Source organism: Pseudomonas fortuita, assembly GCF_026898135.2.
In the GTDB taxonomy this organism is placed as follows: Bacteria; Pseudomonadota; Gammaproteobacteria; order Pseudomonadales; family Pseudomonadaceae; genus Aquipseudomonas; species Aquipseudomonas fortuita.
The window spans coordinates 452,145-472,209 of record NZ_CP114035.2 but is presented as its reverse complement, the minus strand read 5'-3'; the positions used below and the strand labels follow the sequence as shown (position 1 = coordinate 472,209).

Here is a 20,065-nt window from a genome sequence, read left to right as displayed (position 1 = left end):
GAAGGTGCCCTGCGGGCCAAAGAGGATGGTCATCGTGGTTCTTGGCTAACGTTGAGTTTGCGAAGACCAAACACTCACCAGAGAAACCACGATGACCAAGCCCACTATCGCATTGACCGAGTTGGTTGAGAAAGGGGCAGACGCTGATCTGCTCAAGCAAATGATCCAGTTCGTTGCCCAGCGCATGATGGAGTTCGACGTCGAAGGCCTGTGCGGCGCGGGCTTCGATGTCAAAAGCCCAGACCGGACAAATAGCCGTAATGGCTACCGCGATCGTCTTTGGCAAACCCGCGCAGGCGACGTCGACCTTAAGATTCCCAAGCTGCGCCAAGGCAGCTATTTCCCTGGTTTCCTTGAACCTCGACGCACCGCTGAGAAAGCCATGGCGGCAGTCATCCAGGAGGCCTACATCCAAGGCGTTTCAACGCGTTCGGTGGACGAGCTGGTCAAGGCCATGGGCATGACCGGTATCTCTAAAAGCCAGGTCTCACGGCTAGCCGGTGAGATCGATGAGCGCGTTCACGCCTTCCTTGACCGCCCGCTTGAGGGCGACTGGCCCTATCTCTGGATCGATGCCACCTACGTCAAAGTGCGGGAGGCCGGACGCATCGTCTCGGTCGCCGTAATAATCGCCGTGGCCGTGAACACCGACGGTGGCCGCGAAGTCCTGGGCATGCGGGTTGGGCCGTCAGAGGCTGAGCCGTTCTGGACAGACTTCCTGCGCAGCCTCATGCGACGTGGCTTGCGGGGCGTGAAGCTGGTCATCTCCGACGCCCACGAAGGCCTGAAAGCAGCTGTATCCAAGGTCTTCAATGCGACCTGGCAGCGCTGCCGTGTGCATTTCATGCGTAATGCCATGGCCCACGTCGGCAAAGGTCAGCGCACCATGGTGGCGGCTCTACTGCGCACGGTCTTCGCCCAGGACAGCCGTGCCGAATGCCATCAGCAATGGCGTTTGGTCGCAGATCAGCTACGCGAAAAATACCCCAAGATCGCGGCGCTCATGGATGGTTGCGAGGATGAAGTGCTGGCGCACATGGCGTTTCCCAAGGCTCATCGACAGCAGTTGCACAGCACCAACCCGCTTGAGCGGCTCAACGCTGAAATCAAACGCCGCACCGACGTCGTGGGGATTTTCCCCAACGATCCGGCCATTACGCGTCTGGTAGGCGCGATGCTGCTGGAGCAGAACGACGAGTGGTGCCTGCAACGGCGTTACATGCAGTTGGAGGCCTTTGAGGCAGTCAGCGATAATCCACAGGCCAAGCTGTCGGCCGTGATCAACTAAACGGCAAACTCAGTGGCCAGAGCCATGATGAGTTACACCACTTCCTGGGACACGATCCCAAGCCGCACCCCCAAAAGCGCAGCCCGGCACTTAGCTGCTGCCCCGGTAGCTGAACCGCCACATGGAATCGGGCGGTCCCTCGAATGAAGGTCTGCGTTATGAGTCTGCATGGAAGCGTCGTAGCACCGACCACAAGGCCGGTCCGGCCTAACGCGCAAGCCTGCAATCTTATCGTGCCACTATGCCAAATTTCGGTAATATTCGGCTATGCAGGATTCTCCGAAAGGTCGCGAAATGGACTTCACCCTTGTTGTTTCCCATGCGCAGGGCACGCTGAAGCTCTACTTGAGCACAGACAGGCTCCAGAACCTGCTCCGGAAGAGGTGCCAATACATCGTTAGTTTTGTAAACCCACCTCAGAGTCAATCCAAAGCATCAGTGCTTGAGCATCACCCTGACAAGTGGTCGTCCTTGCAAGACCTAAACGTCGCTCACGTCACCCAAAACTTTGACCTTTCGAACGTAAGCGCGGCAATGCTCGAGATGCGAAAACGCGCCACACGTATGGGCCATAAAGTTGGATACAAACGCAGGTCCGCCATCTTTAGACTGTTAGGGTTTCTCCAGCTTTCCACAGAAGCAGAGCAATTTAACGATACAGAATTTGGACCTAAAAAGGCGAACTCCTTTTTGACAAAAAAGCACAACGCCCACGCTATTAGCTTCTTGGCCCGAGGTGCAAAAAAAATAGAAATGAGTGGATCATATGCTAACTCCTTACTGCGCAGCGTGCTGCACTTAAGCGCACAGAGCCAAAGTAAATTAATGTTTCTGGCTTAAAAGGTGAGACCTTGACCAAGACAAATAAAGCAGCGAATTCCGGCGTAGATGCCCTGCTAGGTTTTGAGTTTCAACGTAATTGCGCGCTGTACTTATTGCTCACTAACTACACGCAAATCAGCAGCCGAGAATTTTTCTTATGCATAGAACATCACGATGACTTTTTATTCTGCTATAGATCGGACTGCCTGAGCAACATAGAATCGATTGACTCATACCAAGCAAAAAAACTTTCAGGCGGAATGTGGACGATTGATGCGCGATTCGCTGAAATCATAGCTAAGATGCTTGACGTTGGCAACGATCTAAAAAACGATCCCGCACCAAAGTGCAAGGACTACTCGCATAGCTTAACTTTCATATCAAATACCGACATAAAATTAAGCTATGTACCAAAAAAAGCAGAAAAGCAAAAAGGCAAAACCGACGTAATCCACCTGCTCAATGAGCAAAACAGCAAAAGCCGTTACGATGACATCCCTGAAGAAATAAAAAACAAAATAAAAGAGAAGGTACGCGAACACTGTAGCAAGGAATCAAGCACCTTCAACGAGGCAGAGTTTAGCAATCTACACATCCAGTGGGTAGATTTCCCCCGCAACAAAAACTCTCAAAAAGACATATTAGTCGGCTTGATGCATAGAAAATTCCCTCATATTCCAGACCATCTGGCAGCGGTCGAGCTTCTTCTAAGTCTCTTTAGAGATGTCGAAGCCGTATACAACCAGGGCAAAATCATCAACCTGCTCGACAATGCCAAAAGGGTTGAGGGCATCGAGATAAAGAAAGCAATTAATGTTATTGAGACAGAGCAAAAAGCTTTCAAACTATGGCGTGCCAATTCAGCAGAGCTAACACGAAAGTTTCGCGTCCCTCTAGGAATTCAAAGAAACCACGAAAACTATATACGAAATACTTTCGAACTCCTAAAAGACATGAGCAACAACGAACACCAAATAATTAAAACCTTCATCAAAGAAAATGATTACACTCTCGACTTTCACTCTTATGAAGAAATGTTTGACGCATACATAAACAGCATTAAAAATACTATCAACATAAACCTAAAGGACATTGATATCTTCTTTGCTGCGCTATGTGCGTTTGTAGAATACTACGGCGAGAATTAAAAATGAGTACAACCCTAACGTTTGACCGGTTATTTGTCAGCTCTGAAATACATGACGCCTGCTTCTACAGTGAATTTTCGCCAGGTGCGAATATAATCAGCGGCCGTAATACTTCGGGGAAGAGCTCACTCATACAGAGCTTACTTTACACATTTGGCGTTAATGATCTCAAAGAGAACCTTAGTGAAATCCTTAACTGCCAGCCAACATTCAGAGTAGACTTCTCCAAGACAACTGAAGACCAGAAAGAAAAATACTCAATCATAAGAACACAAGGCTCGATTTACGTTAAATAACCTACTGGCAAAGTAGTGCCTTTCCATGGAATTAATGCTGACAATAGTGCCGAGCACATCGCTCTGAAGGAATACGTTCGTAACCTGGTCGGATTTAATCTGCAGCTTGAGCAGAAAGGGGAGCTAAAATCAGCTCCACTCGAATGCATGTTCCTGCCGTATTATATTTCTCAGTCTGTAGGCTGGGTGTATTTGCGAGAGTCGTTTTCAAACCTTCAATACTACAAAGGGTTCAAAGACGACTATCTAGACTACTACCTAGGCGTAAGCAATAATTTTGATCGTGTAGAGCACAGACAGCTTACACAAAGAAAAGACAAACTATCATCCGACATTAGCAATCTCAGACGATACGGAAAAAAAGCGGAATTCCAATTCGCCAACCTTGTCGACGAAGAGTTCGGAGCGCAGGCAGAGGAGTATATTGACAGCTATGTAAAACTGTCGAACTCACTGGATGAGGAAAGAAGAAAGTACATAAACCTCTGCAACAAACTTTCCTTACTGCAAAATCACCACAAGATCCTTAAAAGAACAAAAAGCAATATTAAGAAACAAAAATACAATGATGTAGACCGCTGCCCGGCCTGCACACAAATTCTCACCTACTCGCTGGAGGGCTTATACAGCCATTATCAAAAATACAATGATACCGTAGAACTTGAGTCACACATCACAGAGCAGCTTACAGACAGGAAATCAGAGATCCACACGTCCAGCAAAAAAATCACGAACATATCCAAAGAAATAATTGAAAACTATGGCACACTATTAAACAACACCATCGATGGCGTCTCTTTTGATCAGTGGATATCGAATAAAGCTAACGTTGTGCTATACAGAAAAATGCAAGCCGACATTCAGGGATTCGAGGATGAGCTTGAAAGTATAAAGACTTCTCTTGATTCAATGACTACAGAAAAGGAAACATTAACCAAGCGAATCAGTAGAGAAGCTGAATTTAAAAAGCTTTTTGTAAAATACATGTCGCTATTGGAGCTCAAACCGCTGACCGACAGTAGATATCTAGATCTTTACAAAATTAGTTCTTTCCCTAGGCAAGGGGTTGAACTTCACAAGACTGTCATGGCTTATCACTTTGCGCTTAACTCCTTAATCGCAAACTCAAAATCTGCTCATAGACTACCTTTCTTGCTAGATGCGATTCTCAAAGAAGATATTGACGAAACCAACCTCAATATTATCCTGTCATTCATTGGTAACAATTTACCCTCGGACACTCAGGCTTTCATTTCTATATCTGAGCACGTCAGAGACGAGGCCGGTTCTGATGAGACTTTAAAGCCTATAGAAAGAATAAAAGTCAGCATTATAAAAGATACTTACTTCCCGGAAAACTCGAAGCTTATTTACATTGGAGGAGGCAAATCAGAACGTAGCTTCCTTTCTCAGCCTCTCGATAAGCATCAAGAGATGCACATGAATACCATTGAGATAACGGCATTTTGATATTCAAAATAGACCTACTAATGAGAAGACAATTTGCTCTGACCCTAGGTCTCAGCCTGCTGAACCGCGAGGAACGGACTGATTACCGTTTCTCGGCGCAGAAAGGTACACTTACGGTACACTTTCAGACTTCTGCGAATTTCACAAAACTACGCTCAAACCTAGTGATTACGCTAGCTACAGCTTATTTTACCTGCTCTATACTACTTCCAGTTTCATTAGGTTTGCAGCGTTCACAAGCAACTCATAATCCTTTGGTCCACGGTTCAAGTCCGTGTGGGCCCACCACATACGAAAGCCGCGCAAATGCGCGGCTTTTTTTTGCCTGTAGACCAACTGCGCAAACACGCCCGCTTTTTCCGTGCACACCCTGCCCCGGGTCGCTGCTGCATGTGCCGGGCATGACGCCGGGCCAGGCCGCCGCGGGCGTCAAGAGAAAGCGCAGCTTGTTGTCCTTGAGTACACGGCACAGCACATTCAGCAGCAGGCTGGTACGGCGTCCGGGCCTTTTCTTGTTGGAGACCTCCAGTCGCCAGCATTCGAGCAGGTGGTCGAAGCTCACGCTGAGGTTCGCGATGAACTGGGGCTTCATCATGCCGAATACAAAAGACGCAGCCTCCACCACACCCGCGATTCCTCTGTGGGACCGCGTCAGATTTGCCAGCTGTGCCCGGCCTTGCCCTGATTGCCACTCGCTGGCTAGGCTAGCAGGCCAACCGAAGAGACTCGCCATGTCGGATTCCCGCTCCATCACGCTGGATGAAATCGATCGCCAACTGATCGCCCTGCTGCAAATCAACGCCCGCGAAAGTGTCGCCACCCTCGCCCGCCAGCTGGGTATCGCCCGCACCACCGTCAATTCGCGCCTGGAGCGTCTGGAGAAGAACAAGGTCATCTCCGGTTATGGCGTACGTCTGGGTCAGCGGGTGCTGGGTGGCGGGCTGCAGGCGTATGTGGGGATCAAGGTGCAGCCGCGCTCCGGCAAGGAAGTGGTGCGGCGCTTGAGTGCCATGGGACAGGTGCAGCAGCTGTGCGCGGTAAGCGGCGAGTTCGACTATGTGGCCTGGCTGCTTACGGACTCACCTGAGCAACTGGACCAGTTGCTCGACCAGATCGGCAGTGTCGACGGGGTGGAGAAGACCACCACGTCGATCATTCTCAGCAGCAAGGTGGATCGCGGTCAGCCGCTCTGATCAATCAGGCCTCCTGGCCGTCGAGCAGCCCCTCCAGAATCGCCGAAAGGCTCTCGGCAGAATGCTGCATCGACCAGACGATGTCTCGGCTACGCTCGGGGGCGTGGTGCTGGGCGTAGTCAGTGGCAATCTGGTTGAGGCCACGGGCCAGCAGGCAGGCGTGGACTAGAGCGTCGGCGGCGTCGATGCCAGGACGGATGGCGAATAGCGGCGGGTGGCTGGATTCGCAGTTGCAGAAGGGCTTTTCAGCGGTGGGTTGCAGTTTTACAGGTTGATCGGGCAAACGGTCAGTCATGGTATAGCCTCCAGATCACAGGGATGACTGGCGGCCAATCGCTTCCTTCTCACGGGAATTGGGTGGCAGCCATGCGCGAGGTGAGAACCGGCGAACTTGGAGGCGCATACCCGGCCAGGCAAAGCCTGCCCGCGCACAGCTGCCATAACAGTGCGCCTCTAGAAAGATCAGCGGGTTCTCACGCCCGATCACCGAATTTCCGGCGACCCGGTGAAGTTAACGATGAAGCCGTTCCCGCGATGCCAGACTGAGGCGATAGCGAGCGTAGGGTAATTCTTTATTTCGAGCGTTGGGTGTAGGAATTGGCTGATCAGACCCCGTCCAAAGTGTACTTATGCCCGCCAGAGAGGCCGCATGAGGCCACTAGGTGCTTGCCTTGCAATTTACTGCGCCTATCAGATCGAGCGCCGCCCGCGCGGCGCATCGCGAGCTGCGCTCGACCTGATAGGCACAGCAAATCGCACTACAAGCACTTCGTCATAAATAATTTTAAACTTACTTTTTCGACGAAAAGTAATACATTAAGACACCAATATGTACCTTAATTACGATTCCCCCACGCCTTAAAATGACCTCCAGGCACCTCCTATACTCAGGCTCCGCCACCCGCGCAGCCTCTCTGGCAAGGTCACTTCATGAACAAGAAAAACCGCCACCCCGCCGACGGCAAGAAGCCGATCACCATCTTCGGCCCGGACTTCCCCTTCGCTTTCGACGACTGGCTGGAACACCCCGCAGGCCTGGGCAGCATCCCAGCTGAGCGTCACGGTGAGGAAGTGGCAATCGTGGGTGCTGGTATCGCCGGCCTGGTGGCGGCCTACGAGCTGATGAAACTGGGCTTGAAGCCGGTGGTGTACGAGGCCTCCAAGCTGGGTGGCAGGCTGCGTTCGCAAGCCTTCAACGGCACCGACGGAATCATCGCCGAACTCGGTGGCATGCGCTTTCCGGTGTCGTCCACTGCCTTTTACCACTACGTGGACAAGCTGGGCCTGGAAACCAAGCCCTTCCCCAACCCGCTGACCCCGGCCTCGGGCAGCACAGTGATCGACCTGGAAGGCCAGACCTACTACGCCGAAAAAACCACCGACCTGCCCAAGCTGTTCCACGAAGTAGCCGACGCCTGGGCCGATGCGCTGGAAAGCGGCGCCCAGTTCGCCGACATCCAGCAGGCCATCCGCGACCGGGATGTACCGCGCCTGAAGGAACTGTGGAACAAGCTGGTCCCACTGTGGGATGACCGCACCTTCTACGACTTCGTCGCCACCTCGCGCTCGTTCGCCAAACTGAGCTTTCAGCATCGCGAAGTGTTTGGCCAGGTCGGCTTCGGCACCGGCGGGTGGGACTCGGACTTCCCCAACTCGATGCTGGAAATTTTCCGCGTGGTGATGACCAACTGCGACGACCACCAACACCTGGTCGTGGGCGGAGTGGAGCAGGTGCCGCAAGGTATCTGGCGCCATGTGCCTGAGCGCTGCGCCCACTGGCCGGAGGGCACCAGCCTGAGTGGCCTGCACGGCGGTGCGCCGCGCACCGGGGTCAAGCGCATTGCCCGTGCCGCTGATGGCCGCCTGGCGGTCACCGACAACTGGGGCGACACCCGCTACTACGGCGCCGTGCTCGCCACCTGCCAGACCTGGCTGCTGACCACCCAGATCGACTGCGAGGAATCGCTGTTTTCGCAAAAGATGTGGATGGCGCTGGACCGCACCCGCTACATGCAGTCGTCGAAGACCTTCGTCATGGTCGACCGGCCGTTCTGGAAGGACAAGGACCCGCAAACCGGCCGCGACCTGATGAGCATGACCCTCACCGATCGCCTCACCCGCGGCACCTACCTGTTCGACAACGGCGACGACAAGCCGGGTGTGATCTGCCTGTCCTACGCCTGGATGAGCGACGCGCTGAAAATGTTGCCGCACCCCGTGGAAAAGCGCGTCCAGCTGGCCCTGGATGCGCTGAAGAAGATCTACCCCAAGACCGATATCGCCGGGCACATCATCGGCGACCCAATCACTATTTCCTGGGAGGCAGACCCGCACTTCCTCGGCGCCTTCAAAGGCGCACTGCCGGGCCACTACCGCTACAACCAGCGCATGTACGCGCACTTCATGCAGCAAGACATGCCTGCCGAGCAGCGCGGCATGTTCATCGCCGGTGACGACGTGTCGTGGACCCCGGCGTGGGTGGAAGGCGCGGTGCAGACATCGCTGAATGCGGTGTGGGGTATCATGAACCACTTCGGTGGCCAGACCCACCCGGACAACCCCGGCCCGGGCGATGTGTTTGACGAGATCGGCCCGATCGCCCTGGCAGACTGACACAAGGAGGCACCATGCGCATTGCTCTGTTCCAGGGCGCTCCCAAGCCACTGGACGTGCCCGGTAACCTGCAACGGCTGCACCACCAGGCCCAGCTGGCTGCCGAGCGCGGCGCGCAACTGCTGGTGTGCCCGGAAATGTTCCTGACCGGCTACAACATCGGCCTGGCCCAGGTAGAGCGGCTGGCCGAAGCCAGCGATGGACCGGCGGCGATGGGCGTGGTGGAGATTGCCCAGGCGCACCGTATCGCTATTGTCTACGGCTATCCCGAGCGCGGCGATGATGGTGCGATCTACAACAGTGTGCAGTTGATTGATGCGCACGGCCGCAGCCTGAGCAACTACCGCAAGACCCATCTGTTCGGGGATCTGGACCGCTCGATGTTCAGCGCAGGCCCCGACCACTTCCCGGTGGTGGAACTGGACGGCTGGAAAGTCGGGCTGCTGATCTGTTACGACATCGAGTTCCCGGAGAACGCCCGACGCCTGGCGCTGGACGGTGCCGAACTGATCCTGGTGCCGACGGCGAACATGACCCCGTACGACTTCATCTGCCAGGTGACCGTGAGGGCGCGGGCGCAGGAAAACCAGTGCTACCTGGTGTATGCCAACTATTGCGGCTCGGAAGACCCGATCCAGTATTGCGGGCAGAGCAGCATCATCGGCCCGGATGGCAGCCTGCTGGCCATGGCCGGGCGGGATGAATGCCTGCTGCTGGCGGAGCTGGAGCATGAAAGGGTGGTGCAGGGGCGGGAGGCGTTTCCTTACCTGACAGACCTGCGCCAGGAACTGCACTTGCGTAAAAGCTGACTGGGGCCGGGCCTGCAAACAAATGGGTTAGCATGGACCGCAGTTACCGGAGTCCCCATGCCTGACACCACTCGCCATCTCACCCTCGCCAACGGCCTGCAGCTGACCCTGCGCCACGCCCCGCGCCTGAAGCGCTCGGCTGCTGCATTGCGGGTGCACGCGGGCAGCCACGACGCGCCCGCCAGGTGGCCCGGCCTGGCCCACTTCCTCGAACACCTTTTCTTCCTCGGCACCGCGCGGTTCCCCTTGGACGACGGCCTGATGCGCTACGTCCAGGCTCTCGGCGGCCAGGTCAACGCCAGCACCCGGGAGCGCGCCACAGACTTTTTCTTCGAAGTCCCGACCAATGCCTTGGCCGGAGGGCTTGAGCGCCTGTGCCAGATGCTGGCCGAGCCCGACCTGGGCATCGAGCGCCAACGCCGCGAACGCGAAGTGATCCACGCCGAGTTCATTGCCTGGTCGCGCGACCCGCAGGCTCAGCAGCAGTTCGCCTTGCTGCAATCGGTGTCGCAGGGCCATCCGCTAGGCGCTTTTCACGCCGGTAACCGGCACACCCTGGCCTTGCAGAACCCCGCCTTCCAGCAAGCCCTCGAAGGTTTTCACCAACGGTATTACCAAGGCGGCCAGATAACCTTGAGCCTGTGTGGCCCACAGTCTCTGGATGAGCTAGAACAGCTGGGCAGGCAGCATGCCTGCCTGTTCGCAACGGGCACGCCGGTGCCACAAACGCTGCCACCGTCATTGTCGCCAACGCGCGCGCGCCTGGTCTTTACCCATGAACAGCTCCCGGCAGGTGCCGAGCAGGCGCTGGAATTACTGATCAGCTGCCTCGGTGACAACCGCCCAGGTACCTGGCTGGATGCGCTGCGCCAACGTGGCTGGCTGCAAAGCTTCAAGGCCGAGATGCTGTACAACTTCGCCGGGCAGTTACTTTGGCGCATTGACTTGCAACTGAGCGCAAGCGCCAACCAGGAGGAAGCAGATGCCCTGCTGCAAGGTTGGTTCGGCTTCATCCGCCAGGCCGACCTTGAGCAGATCAACCACGCATTCGGCCTGCTGCAGCGCAGCCGCGCACGCAGCGCCGGCGCGCTTGAGCTGGCCCGCCGGGACAGCACGGGCCAGCCGTTCGCCAAACTGGACGCGCAAGGTCTGCTGGCCCTCAGTGCACTGCTGAAGGGCCTGCCGAGCCAAGCGCACGGGCAATGGCAGCTGCCCCCGGTCGACCCCTTGCTCATGGCAGATGTGCCCAATGCCCCAGCGCAACCTCTACCGCCGGCCCTGAAAACCAGCGACGTGCTGCCTGGTACCCGTCAGTGCGCTGCGCTGTACCTGCGCTGGCACGTGCCTTCGCCCTTGCGCCAGCGCATGCAGGCGGTGCTGGAACAAGCGCTGGCCCCATTGCAGGAGCGTTGCGAGCGCGCGTCGGTGCAACTGCTGTTCAGTGCTGTTGGCGAATACTGGCAATTGCGCTGCGCAGGGCAACCGGCAGCAGTGCTTCGGGCTGTGGAGCAGGCCCTGGCACTCATGCTCATGCCAGGAGAAAACTGCTGGCGGCCCTACGCGGCAACGGCACCGCCACTGATCCCCATCAGGGCCTTGCTCAAGCAACTGCCCGATGCGGTACTGGGCGCCCACCCCGCCAGTATGCCTGCCTGCACGCCGGCACAGCCGCAACTCGACAGCCTGTGGCAGCACACACACTGGCATGGCCTTGCCACAGGGTTCGACGATGTCGCTCTGGGCGCCTTGGGCACCGCGTTGCAGCAGTGCCCTGGGCAAGGCTCGCTGCCTGGCCCCTTGCCGAAATGGGCCAGACACCGTTGGCAGCACGCAGAAGTACCGGGAAGTGAACACGCCCTGCTGCTGTTCTGCCCGCTACCTGCGGCCAGCGAAGCCAGCGGGCGGCTGCTCGCACAACTGCTGCAAGGCCCGGTTTACCAAAGGCTGCGGGTAGAGCTGCAACTGGGCTACGCGGTATTCAGTACCTTTCGTCAGGTCGAGGGCGTCGGCGGCCTGCTGTTTGGCGTGCAGTCGCCGCATACCCGCCAGGCGCAGATCCTCGACCACCTGTTTACCCTCCTGCGCCAAGGCATCACGCTGGATCCGGGCGCTCGCCTGGCCTTGGCCGGGCAATTCGACGAGCCCGCCATGGCCAACGCCGACGTTGCCGAATGGGCATGGCAGACACACCTGGCTACACAACCTGGCAGGCTGGATGAGCTGCGCAAGGCTATCTTGAAGACGCGGCAGACGGATCTGGACCAGCTGCTGGGCACCCTGCTCGATAAGGATTGCCCTTGGCTCTGCTTGGCCAACGCTGCCGCGCCAGCCCTCGAATGGCCGTGAACAACCTCTCGATTGTTACGCCAATCGCAACGGCGCTTTTCGAATAATTAACCTTTCAGTACAAATTTTTCTTGTAAGATAGCGCAATCCCAGTTTCAGGGAACTGCCGAGCCATGGCGGTACCCAAGTAGTAGCTGAGCAACCCAACCCTCATTCGGAAGGAGTAATTCCATGTGGACCAAACCTGCTTACACTGACCTGCGTATCGGTTTCGAAGTCACCATGTACTTCGCAAGCCGCTAAGCCAGGCTTGCGCCTCAACGCCTCGGCCCGCCGGGGCGTTTTCGTTTTTACGATACGGTTTTCTGCATAGAGAGTGGCCATGTACATCCAGGTTCTCGGCTCCGCCGCCGGTGGTGGGTTCCCGCAGTGGAACTGCAACTGCGTCAACTGCAAGGGCTACCGTGACGGCACCCTGCGGGCAACGGCGCGCACTCAATCATCCATCGCCCTGTCCGACGACGGCGTGCACTGGGTGTTATGCAATGCCTCGCCCGACATCCGCGCCCAACTGCAAGGCTTTGCGCCAATGCAGCCGGCCCGGGCCCTGCGCGACACCGGCATCAACGCCATCGTCCTGCTGGACAGCCAGATCGACCACACCACCGGCCTGCTGAGCCTGCGTGAGGGCTGCCCACACCAGGTGTGGTGCACCGACATGGTCCACCAGGACCTGACCACCGGTTTCCCGCTGTTCAACATGCTCAGCCACTGGAACGGTGGCCTGCAGTGGAACCGCATCGAGCTGGAAGGCAGCTTCGTGATCGACGCCTGCCCCAACCTGCGCTTCACTCCGTTCCCCCTGCGCAGCGCCGCGCCGCCCTACTCACCACACCGCTTCGACCCGCACCCGGGCGATAACCTGGGCCTGCTGGTCGAGGACACTCGCACCGGCGGCAAGCTGTTCTATGCCCCAGGCCTGGGGCAGGTAGACGACAAGCTGCTGACGATGATGCACGGTGCCGACTGCCTGCTGGTCGACGGCACCCTGTGGGAAGACGACGAGATGCAGCGCCGCGGTGTGGGCACCCGCACCGGCCGCGAAATGGGTCACCTGGCGCAGAACGGGGCCGGTGGCATGCTGGAAGTCCTCGACGGCTTCCCGCGCCAGCGCAAGGTACTTATCCACATCAACAACACCAACCCGATTCTCGACGAAGACTCACCCGAGCGCGCCGAAGTCCTGCGCCGGGGCGTCGAAGTTGCCTTCGATGGCATGAGCATCGAGTTGTAACAACGAGCTCGCACAAGCAACTTAGTTCCCCTGTGGGATCGAGCCGAGACTCAGCTTTACAGGAGCCAGCCGAATGAGCGACGCACTGCCAATGTCACCTGCCGAATTCGAGCAGGCCCTGCGCGCCAAGGGCGCCTATTACCACATTCATCACCCGTACCACGTGGCGATGTACCAGGGGCGCGCCACCCGCGAGCAGATCCAGGGCTGGGTAGCCAACCGCTTCTACTACCAGGTCAACATCCCGATGAAGGATGCCGCGATCCTGGCCAACTGCCCGGACCGCGAAGTACGCCGCGAGTGGATCCAGCGCCTGCTCGACCACGACGGCGCACCCGGCGAGGACGGTGGCATCGAAGCCTGGCTGCGCCTGGGCCAGGCCGTCGGCCTCGACCCGGACCAGTTACGCTCCCAGGAGCTGGTACTGCCAGGCGTACGCTTTGCCGTGGACGCCTACGTCAACTTCGCCCGCCGCGCCAGCTGGCAGGAAGCGGCCAGCAGCTCGCTGACTGAACTGTTCGCCCCGCAAATCCACCAGTCGCGCCTGGACAGCTGGCCGCAGCACTACCCGTGGATCGACCCGGCCGGCTACGAGTACTTCCGCACCCGCCTGGGCCAGGCCCGCCGTGACGTGGAGCACGGCCTGGCGATTACCCTGCAGCACTACACCACCCGCGCGGGCCAGGAGCGTATGCTGGAGATCCTGCAGTTCAAGCTGGATATCCTCTGGAGCATGCTCGACGCCATGAGCATGGCCTACGAGCTGAACCGCCCGCCTTATCACTCCGTCACCCAGGACCGGGTGTGGCACAAGGGGATCACCCTATGAGTTTTGATCGCAAGCAGGTGCCGAACTGGCGCCCTGGCTACCGCTTCCAGTACGAGCCAGCGCAAAAGGGCCATGTGTTGCTTTACCCCGAGGGCATGATCAAGCTCAACGAAAGCGCCAGCCTGATCGGTGGCCTGATCGACGGCCAGCGTGACGTGGCAGCAATCATCAGCGAACTCGAACAGCAATTCCCCGATGCTCCGGACGTAGCCGAAGACATCGAGCAGTTCATGGAGGTGGCCCGTGCCGAACACTGGATCGTCCTCGCCTGAGTTACCGCCCACGCCCGAGGTCGGGCTGCCGCTGTGGTTGCTGGCCGAGCTCACCTACCGCTGCCCACTGCAGTGCCCGTACTGCTCCAACCCGCTGGACTTCGCCGCCCAGGGCCAGGAGCTGAGCACCGAACAGTGGTTCAAGGTGATGGCCGAAGCGCGGGAAATGGGCGCCGCGCAAATCGGTTTTTCCGGCGGTGAACCGCTGGTGCGCCAGGACCTAGCCGACTTGATCGGCGAAGCCCGCCGCCTGGGTTACTACACCAACCTGATCACCTCGGGTATCGGCCTGACCGAAGCGCGCATCGCCGACTTCAAGAAGGCCGGCCTGGACCATATCCAGATCAGCTTCCAGGCCAGCGACGAGCAGGTCAACAACCTGCTGGCCGGTTCGAAGAAGGCCTTTGCGCAAAAGCTGGAGATGGCCCGTGCGGTAAAGGCCCACGGCTACCCGATGGTGCTCAACTTTGTCACCCATCGGCACAACATCGACAAGATCGACCGCATCATCGAGCTGTGCATTGCCCTGGAAGCCGACTTCGTCGAGCTTGCCACCTGCCAGTTCTACGGCTGGGCGCACCTCAACCGCCTGGGGCTGCTGCCGACCCGCGCACAGCTGGAGCGGGCCGAACGCATCACCAATGAGTACCGGGACAAGCTCAAAGCCGAGGGCAGCCCGTGCAAGCTGATTTTCGTCACCCCGGATTACTACGAAGAGCGCCCCAAGGCCTGCATGAATGGCTGGGGCAACCTGTTCCTCACCATCACCCCGGACGGCACCGCGCTGCCCTGCCACGGCGCCCGCCAACTGCCGGTGCAGTTCCCCAATGTACGCGACCACGACCTGCACCATATCTGGTATGAGTCGTTTGGCTTCAACCGCTTCCGTGGTTATGAGTGGATGCGCGAACCATGCCGCTCCTGCGACGAAAAAGAAAAGGACTTCGGCGGCTGTCGCTGCCAGGCCTTCATGCTGACCGGCGATGCCAGCAACGCCGACCCTGTGTGCGCCAAGTCGGCCGACCACGGCATCATCCTCAAGGCCCGCGAGGAGGCGGAAACCGCCCAGCTCGCCATTGAACAGATGACCTTCCGCAATGATCGAAACTCCCGTGTCATCGCCCGCGGCTGAATTCAGCGCGGCCCAGGCGGTAGCCGCCGGCACCGACTTCACGGAACTCAAAGTCAGTGCCGACGGGCTGTTCTGGATTGAATTTCGCCCGGCCGATGGTGCTTGCCGTATCTGGCACTGGCTGTACCACCAGGCTAGATGCCTGACCCCGGATGGCTTCAGCGTGCGCAGCCGGGTCTACGAGTATGGCGGGGGCAGCTTCTGCCTGGGTGGCGACGGGCTGGTGTTCGTCAACGAAAAGGACCAGCAGGTCTACACCCAGCCGCTGGACGATTTGCCACCGCGTGCGCTCACCCAGGACGGCAGCTGCCGCTACGGCGATGTGCAGTGGCACGGTGGCCAGGTGCTGGCCGTCGAGGAACGCCATGCCGAGCAGGTAGAGCATCGTCTGGTTGCGTTGGGTGACAGCAGCCGCGAGGTGTTGGCCGAGGGCGCCGATTTCTATGCCTCACCCACTGTGAGTGCCGATGGCCAACGACTGGCATGGGTCGAATGGGACCGCCCGGCACAGCCTTGGACCGTCACCCGGCTGATGTGCCGCGTCCGCGACAGCAGTGGCCATTGGGGGCCCGCGCAGTGCGTGGCCGGCGATGACGAATCGCTGCAGCAGCCGCGCTTCGATGACGAAGGCCGTCTCTACTGTCTGTCCGACCGCAACGGCTTCTGGCAGCCCTGGGGCGAAGTCGATGGCCACTGGCAGGTGTTGCCTGCGGAGCTTGCCGACCACGCGGCAGCGCCTTGGCAAATGGGCACCTGCACCTGGTTGGCGCTGGGGCCGCAAAGCTACCTGGCCAGCTGGTTCAAAGACGGCTTCGGGCAATTGGGGCTGCGTGCTGAAGATGGCCGCATGGCGCGTTACGCCAGTGCCTACACACGCTTTCGCAGCCTGGCCATGGACAGCGAACACCTGTATGCCATCGCCGCCTCGCCCATCAGCCCGCCGGCAGTGATTGCCATTGACCGCCGCAACCACGAGGTACGCGTGCTGGCCGGTGGTGCCGAAATACTGCCGGCGGAACAGATCAGCCTGCCGCAGTCTTTCCACTACGGCAGTGAAGGCGAGCAGGCGCATGGTTTCTTCTACCCGCCATCACAGTCGCAGGGCGCTGCACCGCTGGTGGTGTTCATCCATGGCGGGCCGACGTCAGCCTGCTATCCCGTGCTGGACCCACGCATCCAGTACTGGACTCAACGCGGCTTTGCCGTGGCCGACCTGAACTACCGGGGCAGCACCGGCTATGGCCGTGACTACCGCCAGGCACTGCACCTGCGCTGGGGTGAGAGCGATGTGGCCGATGCTTGCGCGGCGGTCGAATACCTGGCTGCTCAGGGCTTGGTCGACCAGCACAAGGCGTTCATCCGCGGCGGCAGTGCTGGGGGCTACACCACCCTGTGCGCCTTGGCGTTCCATGACGTGTTCCGCGCCGGCGCCAGCCTCTATGGGGTCAGCGACCCGGTTGCCCTGGGCCGTGCTACCCACAAGTTCGAAGGGGATTACCTGGACTGGCTGATCGGCGACCCGCAGCAGGATGCCGAACGCTATCGCCAACGCACCCCTCTTCTGCATGCAGACAGCATCAGGGCGCCAGTGATTTTCTTCCAGGGTGAACTGGATGCGGTAGTGGTACCGGAGCAGACCCGAAAAATGCTCGCAGCACTCCAGGCCAAGGGTGTTCAGGCAGAGGGGCATTTCTATGCACTCGAACGGCACGGCTTCCGACAGGCAAATAACCTGGCGCATGCGCTGGAACAGGAGTGGCTGTTCTTTAGCAACGTGATCAACCCTCAACACAATAAAGTTTAAGTGTGCTTTGCATTCGGCAAACCCACGATTACCTGGCAATTCTGTCAGTAGACGTGTCTTGGTTCAGGCCCTAACGTCGCGGTATTCGCGCCGCCCTTGAATCTGAATGGATGCGCTATCAGGGCGGCGGCTATTGTAAATTGACAATGGGCCGCCATGATGGAAAAAGACGAACACGAAGCACTCCTCAAAGATCAAAAAAATGGCCATAAGCCTTTTGTAATGCGGGCATGGGCGCTATGGCTGCAATGGTTATCACCGTATAAAACCCAAGGTGCAATCCTTGAAAAGAACCAGCCGGAAGTTAAAGAGGAGCGCTGCCCACCCAGTGTCCCTGACAACTTTCTGATGTGGGTCGGGTCAACCACACCCCTCGACCGCACCCAGGAAGATGAGCAGAAAGCACCCAATGACCTGTTCAGAATGGTCGAAACAGGCGGTTCGGACACGGGTGCCAGCCTCAAGGTAGTCCACGATACCGAGCGAGGAAAAGTCTGGCTGTTTGACAAACCCGCCCACCCGACCAATTACCGGTGCGAGTCAAACTCCATCAAAGTGAATGTGGCACCCTACGAGGTCTATGAAGGCTGGGAAGAAAATCAGATTTACGACTTCTGTTGGAGCAGCAAGTTTCCGGACGTCGACAACGCGCCCTATGGCGATTATGTAATCTTTCAGTGGAAGTCCGAGGGCAGCAATATCTACCCTTTCTTCATGAAGGTGCAGGCCGGCCGGTTTGAAATGACGCACTACAACACCCGGCTTGATGGTGAAAAACACAAGGTGGTCTGGTGGACGCGAATTGAAGCGGACAAGTGGTACGACATCCGAATTCGGGTTCTGCTCTCCAGTGACCAAGATATCGGTACCGTTCAGCTCTTTCTGGATAATGCGCCCCAGAAATTCACGGCCGACCGGGAAGGAAAACCCAGGGAACCCGATGAAAAAGATCCTTGTACCCTCGTGTGCCAGACATTCTCCCCTGCCCGGCATTACTTGAAATGGGGCGCTTACAATACCGGGTTCCCACTGAACGCGCTGAAACACTACGTCGACAAACTCATGGTAAAACGCATTGCATAGTCAGCTTCGAAACTGATGGCTGTTGCGGGGGTGGAAGACCGGCATGTCTTCAACCCCCGGCGCCTCAGCGCTTGGCGATGATGTATACCGCGTGCACGATCCCTGGAATGTATCCCAGCAGGGTCAGCAGAATATTCAGCCAGAACGCCCCGCCAAACCCCACCTGCAGAAACACCCCCAGCGGAGGCAAAAGAATGGCAATGATGATGCGAATAAAGTCCATGCGAGTCTCTCCTGAAGGGTTACATCAAAGACTAGCCGCTCGCCACAGAGGTTCCACCAGCCAAAAAAAACGCCCCGGGCCGAATGAAACAGGCCAGGGGCGATGCGCAGGAACGCCAGACGGTTCGTAGAATTCTCGGTCTTGCTAAACAGCTACGCCGGCACCTCGCGGCGGGCCTGCTGCTGGGCATGCAGGCGCGCAAAGGCGCGTGCCAGGCGCAACAGCATTTCATCGATGTTGCCCTTGCTCACGGTCAGCGCTGGCGAAAAACGCACCACATCCGCTTGCGGCGCATTGAGCAGCAGGCCTTCGTGCAGGGCGGCCGCCACCAGCTCGCGGGCCAGGCTTTCCTTTAGCTGCAGGGCCCACAGCAGGCCTTGCCCGCGTACTTCACCCTGGCCATAGCGCCCGGCCAGGCGGCTCAGGCCTTCGCGCAGGTGGCGGCCGTTATCCTGCACCTGGGCAAAAAAGCCCGGCTCCAGCACGGTGTCCAGCACCGCCATGCCGGCGGCGCACATCAGCGCATTACCGTGGTGGCTGCCTTCCAGTTCGCCAGGCGCGGCGCAGCATGCTGTACCCCGGGCAAGCAACGCAGCCAGTGGCACCCCGCCGCCCAGGCCTTTGCCCAGGGTGATGATGTCCGCGCGCACTCCGTAGAGCTCCTCGGCCAGCAGCGCGCCACAACGACCGATACCGGTCTGCACTTCATCGAGGATCAGCAGGATGCCCAGTTCACGGCACAGCCTTTCCACACCCTTGAGGTACTCCAGCGTGGCGGGGATAACACCCGCCTCGCCCTGGATGGGCTCCAGCATGATGGCCACGGTGCGCGAATCCACTGCGGCGTGCAGGGCAGCCAGATCATTGAACGGCACCTTGCTGAAGCCCGGCAGGCCAGGCTCGCAGCGGTTGCACGGCAACGGGTCAGACGCCGACAACGCACCCAGGCTGCGGCCGTGGCAGGCCTGGCTGGCAGTGATGATGTGGTAAGCGCCGTTGCGGTGCAGTTGGCCCCACTTGCGGGCCAGCTTGATCGCACCTTCACAGGCCTCCGCACCGCTGTTAAGCAGGTAGGCCTGCTCGCTGCCGGTGCTCTGGCACAGGCGGTTGACCAACCCCAGCAAGCCACGGCTATGAAAGCCCGAACCCGGGTTGATCAGTGCCTGGGCCTGGTTGCCCAGCGCTTTCACCAGCACGCTGGGGCTGTGGCCCAGGCTGTTGACCGCACCGCCCTGGGTAAAGTCCAGGTAGGCATGCCCTTCGTTGTCCCACAACCAGGAGCCCTGCCCTCGCACGAACACCTGCGCTGCACGTTCGGCGCCGGGCATCAGGCGATCACGCGACAACTCATCAGCCTGCGGCACGATCACCGGCGCACGCTTGGGCTCGGCGACAGCGGCAGGTGCCGAACGGCGCAGGTTGAACAGGTTCATCAGGGCTCCAACCAATCACGGTAAAGGGCGGCCACGGTGCGGTCTTGATGCCGACACTCTATATTTTGCC

At 58.5% G+C, this 20,065-nt stretch carries 19 protein-coding genes and 1 pseudogene; 16 read left to right on the top strand and 4 right to left on the bottom strand.

The features are described 5' to 3' along the window. Positions 1–91: 91 nt before the first annotated feature. The 5 genes from OZ911_RS02080 to OZ911_RS02060 all read left to right on the top strand — a co-directional run bounded on the left by OZ911_RS02080 (position 92) and on the right by OZ911_RS02060 (position 5,024). Positions 92–1,288: an IS256 family transposase gene (locus OZ911_RS02080; protein ID WP_087534779.1), complete on the top strand. Its 1,197-nt coding sequence runs from the start codon at positions 92–94 to the stop codon at positions 1,286–1,288. A 294-nt stretch (positions 1,289–1,582) separates the two neighbouring features. Then, the gene (locus tag OZ911_RS02075) at positions 1,583–2,128 is read left to right on the top strand and encodes a hypothetical protein (RefSeq protein ID WP_023048254.1); all 546 of its coding nucleotides are present in this window, start codon (positions 1,583–1,585) and stop codon (positions 2,126–2,128) included. Between the two features lie 11 nt (positions 2,129–2,139). Then, positions 2,140–3,258: a hypothetical protein gene (locus OZ911_RS02070; protein ID WP_031312040.1), complete on the top strand. Its 1,119-nt coding sequence runs from the start codon at positions 2,140–2,142 to the stop codon at positions 3,256–3,258. Next, entirely contained in the window at positions 3,225–3,554 is a 330-nt protein-coding gene (locus OZ911_RS02065) for an AAA family ATPase (protein ID WP_311124159.1), read from the top strand. The genes OZ911_RS02070 and OZ911_RS02065 overlap by 34 nt, the downstream gene beginning before the upstream one ends. A 15-nt stretch (positions 3,555–3,569) precedes the next feature. Continuing rightward, positions 3,570–5,024 carry a hypothetical protein gene (locus tag OZ911_RS02060; RefSeq protein WP_268968559.1) on the top strand — a complete coding sequence of 485 codons (1,455 nt, stop codon included), beginning with the start codon at positions 3,570–3,572 and terminating at the stop codon, positions 5,022–5,024. 380 nt (positions 5,025–5,404) lie between these two features. Here the strand turns inward: OZ911_RS02060 and OZ911_RS02055 are convergent. Next, positions 5,405–5,586, bottom strand: a pseudogene (locus OZ911_RS02055) (serine acetyltransferase); the annotation flags it as partial. 169 nt (positions 5,587–5,755) lie between these two features. Here OZ911_RS02055 and OZ911_RS02050 point away from each other — a divergent pair. After that, positions 5,756–6,217: an Lrp/AsnC family transcriptional regulator gene (locus OZ911_RS02050; RefSeq protein ID WP_016484597.1), complete on the top strand. Its 462-nt coding sequence runs from the start codon at positions 5,756–5,758 to the stop codon at positions 6,215–6,217. 4 nt (positions 6,218–6,221) lie between these two features. Here the strand turns inward: OZ911_RS02050 and OZ911_RS02045 are convergent, their stop codons facing one another. Continuing rightward, positions 6,222–6,512, bottom strand: coding sequence for a hypothetical protein (locus OZ911_RS02045; RefSeq protein ID WP_016484596.1), 291 nt, complete (start codon positions 6,510–6,512; stop codon positions 6,222–6,224). Positions 6,513–7,147: 635 nt separating this feature from the next. Here OZ911_RS02045 and OZ911_RS02040 point away from each other — a divergent pair. The 10 genes from OZ911_RS02040 (at position 7,148) to OZ911_RS01995 (ending at position 18,339) form a co-directional block, all read left to right on the top strand. After that, complete coding sequence (locus OZ911_RS02040) at positions 7,148–8,830, top strand: flavin monoamine oxidase family protein (protein ID WP_070086409.1); 1,683 nt, start codon at positions 7,148–7,150, stop codon at positions 8,828–8,830. Between the two features lie 14 nt (positions 8,831–8,844). Beyond that, positions 8,845–9,639 (top strand): carbon-nitrogen hydrolase family protein, encoded by a 795-nt coding sequence (locus OZ911_RS02035; protein WP_016484594.1) that lies wholly within the window; start codon positions 8,845–8,847, stop codon positions 9,637–9,639. Between the two features lie 57 nt (positions 9,640–9,696). Next, positions 9,697–11,985 carry a pyrroloquinoline quinone biosynthesis protein PqqF gene (gene pqqF, locus OZ911_RS02030; RefSeq protein WP_070086410.1) on the top strand — a complete coding sequence of 763 codons (2,289 nt, stop codon included), beginning with the start codon at positions 9,697–9,699 and terminating at the stop codon, positions 11,983–11,985. Positions 11,986–12,156: 171 nt separating this feature from the next. Then, a complete protein-coding gene (gene pqqA / locus OZ911_RS02025) occupies positions 12,157–12,228 on the top strand; it encodes a pyrroloquinoline quinone precursor peptide PqqA (RefSeq protein WP_008365141.1) in 72 nt (23 codons plus the stop codon). A 79-nt stretch (positions 12,229–12,307) separates the two neighbouring features. Further along, on the top strand, positions 12,308–13,219 hold the full coding sequence (gene pqqB / locus OZ911_RS02020; protein WP_016484592.1) for a pyrroloquinoline quinone biosynthesis protein PqqB: 912 nt from the start codon (positions 12,308–12,310) through the stop codon (positions 13,217–13,219). 73 nt (positions 13,220–13,292) lie between these two features. Beyond that, positions 13,293–14,048, top strand: coding sequence for a pyrroloquinoline-quinone synthase PqqC (gene pqqC, locus OZ911_RS02015; RefSeq protein ID WP_012270176.1), 756 nt, complete (start codon positions 13,293–13,295; stop codon positions 14,046–14,048). Next, positions 14,045–14,320, top strand: coding sequence for a pyrroloquinoline quinone biosynthesis peptide chaperone PqqD (gene pqqD / locus OZ911_RS02010; RefSeq protein ID WP_016484591.1), 276 nt, complete (start codon positions 14,045–14,047; stop codon positions 14,318–14,320). Before pqqC ends, pqqD begins: the two co-directional genes overlap by 4 nt. Beyond that, on the top strand, positions 14,292–15,452 hold the full coding sequence (gene pqqE, locus OZ911_RS02005; protein WP_023047100.1) for a pyrroloquinoline quinone biosynthesis protein PqqE: 1,161 nt from the start codon (positions 14,292–14,294) through the stop codon (positions 15,450–15,452). Before pqqD ends, pqqE begins: the two co-directional genes overlap by 29 nt. Further along, positions 15,418–17,256, top strand: a complete 1,839-nt coding sequence (locus OZ911_RS02000; protein ID WP_070086411.1) for a S9 family peptidase — start codon at positions 15,418–15,420, stop codon at positions 17,254–17,256. The genes pqqE and OZ911_RS02000 overlap by 35 nt, the downstream gene beginning before the upstream one ends. Before the next feature lie 156 nt (positions 17,257–17,412). Next, a complete protein-coding gene (locus OZ911_RS01995) occupies positions 17,413–18,339 on the top strand; it encodes a heparin lyase I family protein (protein WP_016484588.1) in 927 nt (308 codons plus the stop codon). 64 nt (positions 18,340–18,403) lie between these two features. Here OZ911_RS01995 and OZ911_RS01990 read toward each other — a convergent pair whose 3' ends face one another. Both OZ911_RS01990 and OZ911_RS01985 read right to left on the bottom strand, forming a co-directional pair. Continuing rightward, on the bottom strand, positions 18,404–18,562 hold the full coding sequence (locus OZ911_RS01990) for a YqaE/Pmp3 family membrane protein (protein ID WP_003177654.1): 159 nt from the start codon (positions 18,560–18,562) through the stop codon (positions 18,404–18,406). Between the two features lie 152 nt (positions 18,563–18,714). Beyond that, the gene (locus OZ911_RS01985; protein WP_023047099.1) at positions 18,715–19,995 is read right to left on the bottom strand and encodes an aspartate aminotransferase family protein; all 1,281 of its coding nucleotides are present in this window, start codon (positions 19,993–19,995) and stop codon (positions 18,715–18,717) included. Positions 19,996–20,065: the final 70 nt, after the last annotated feature.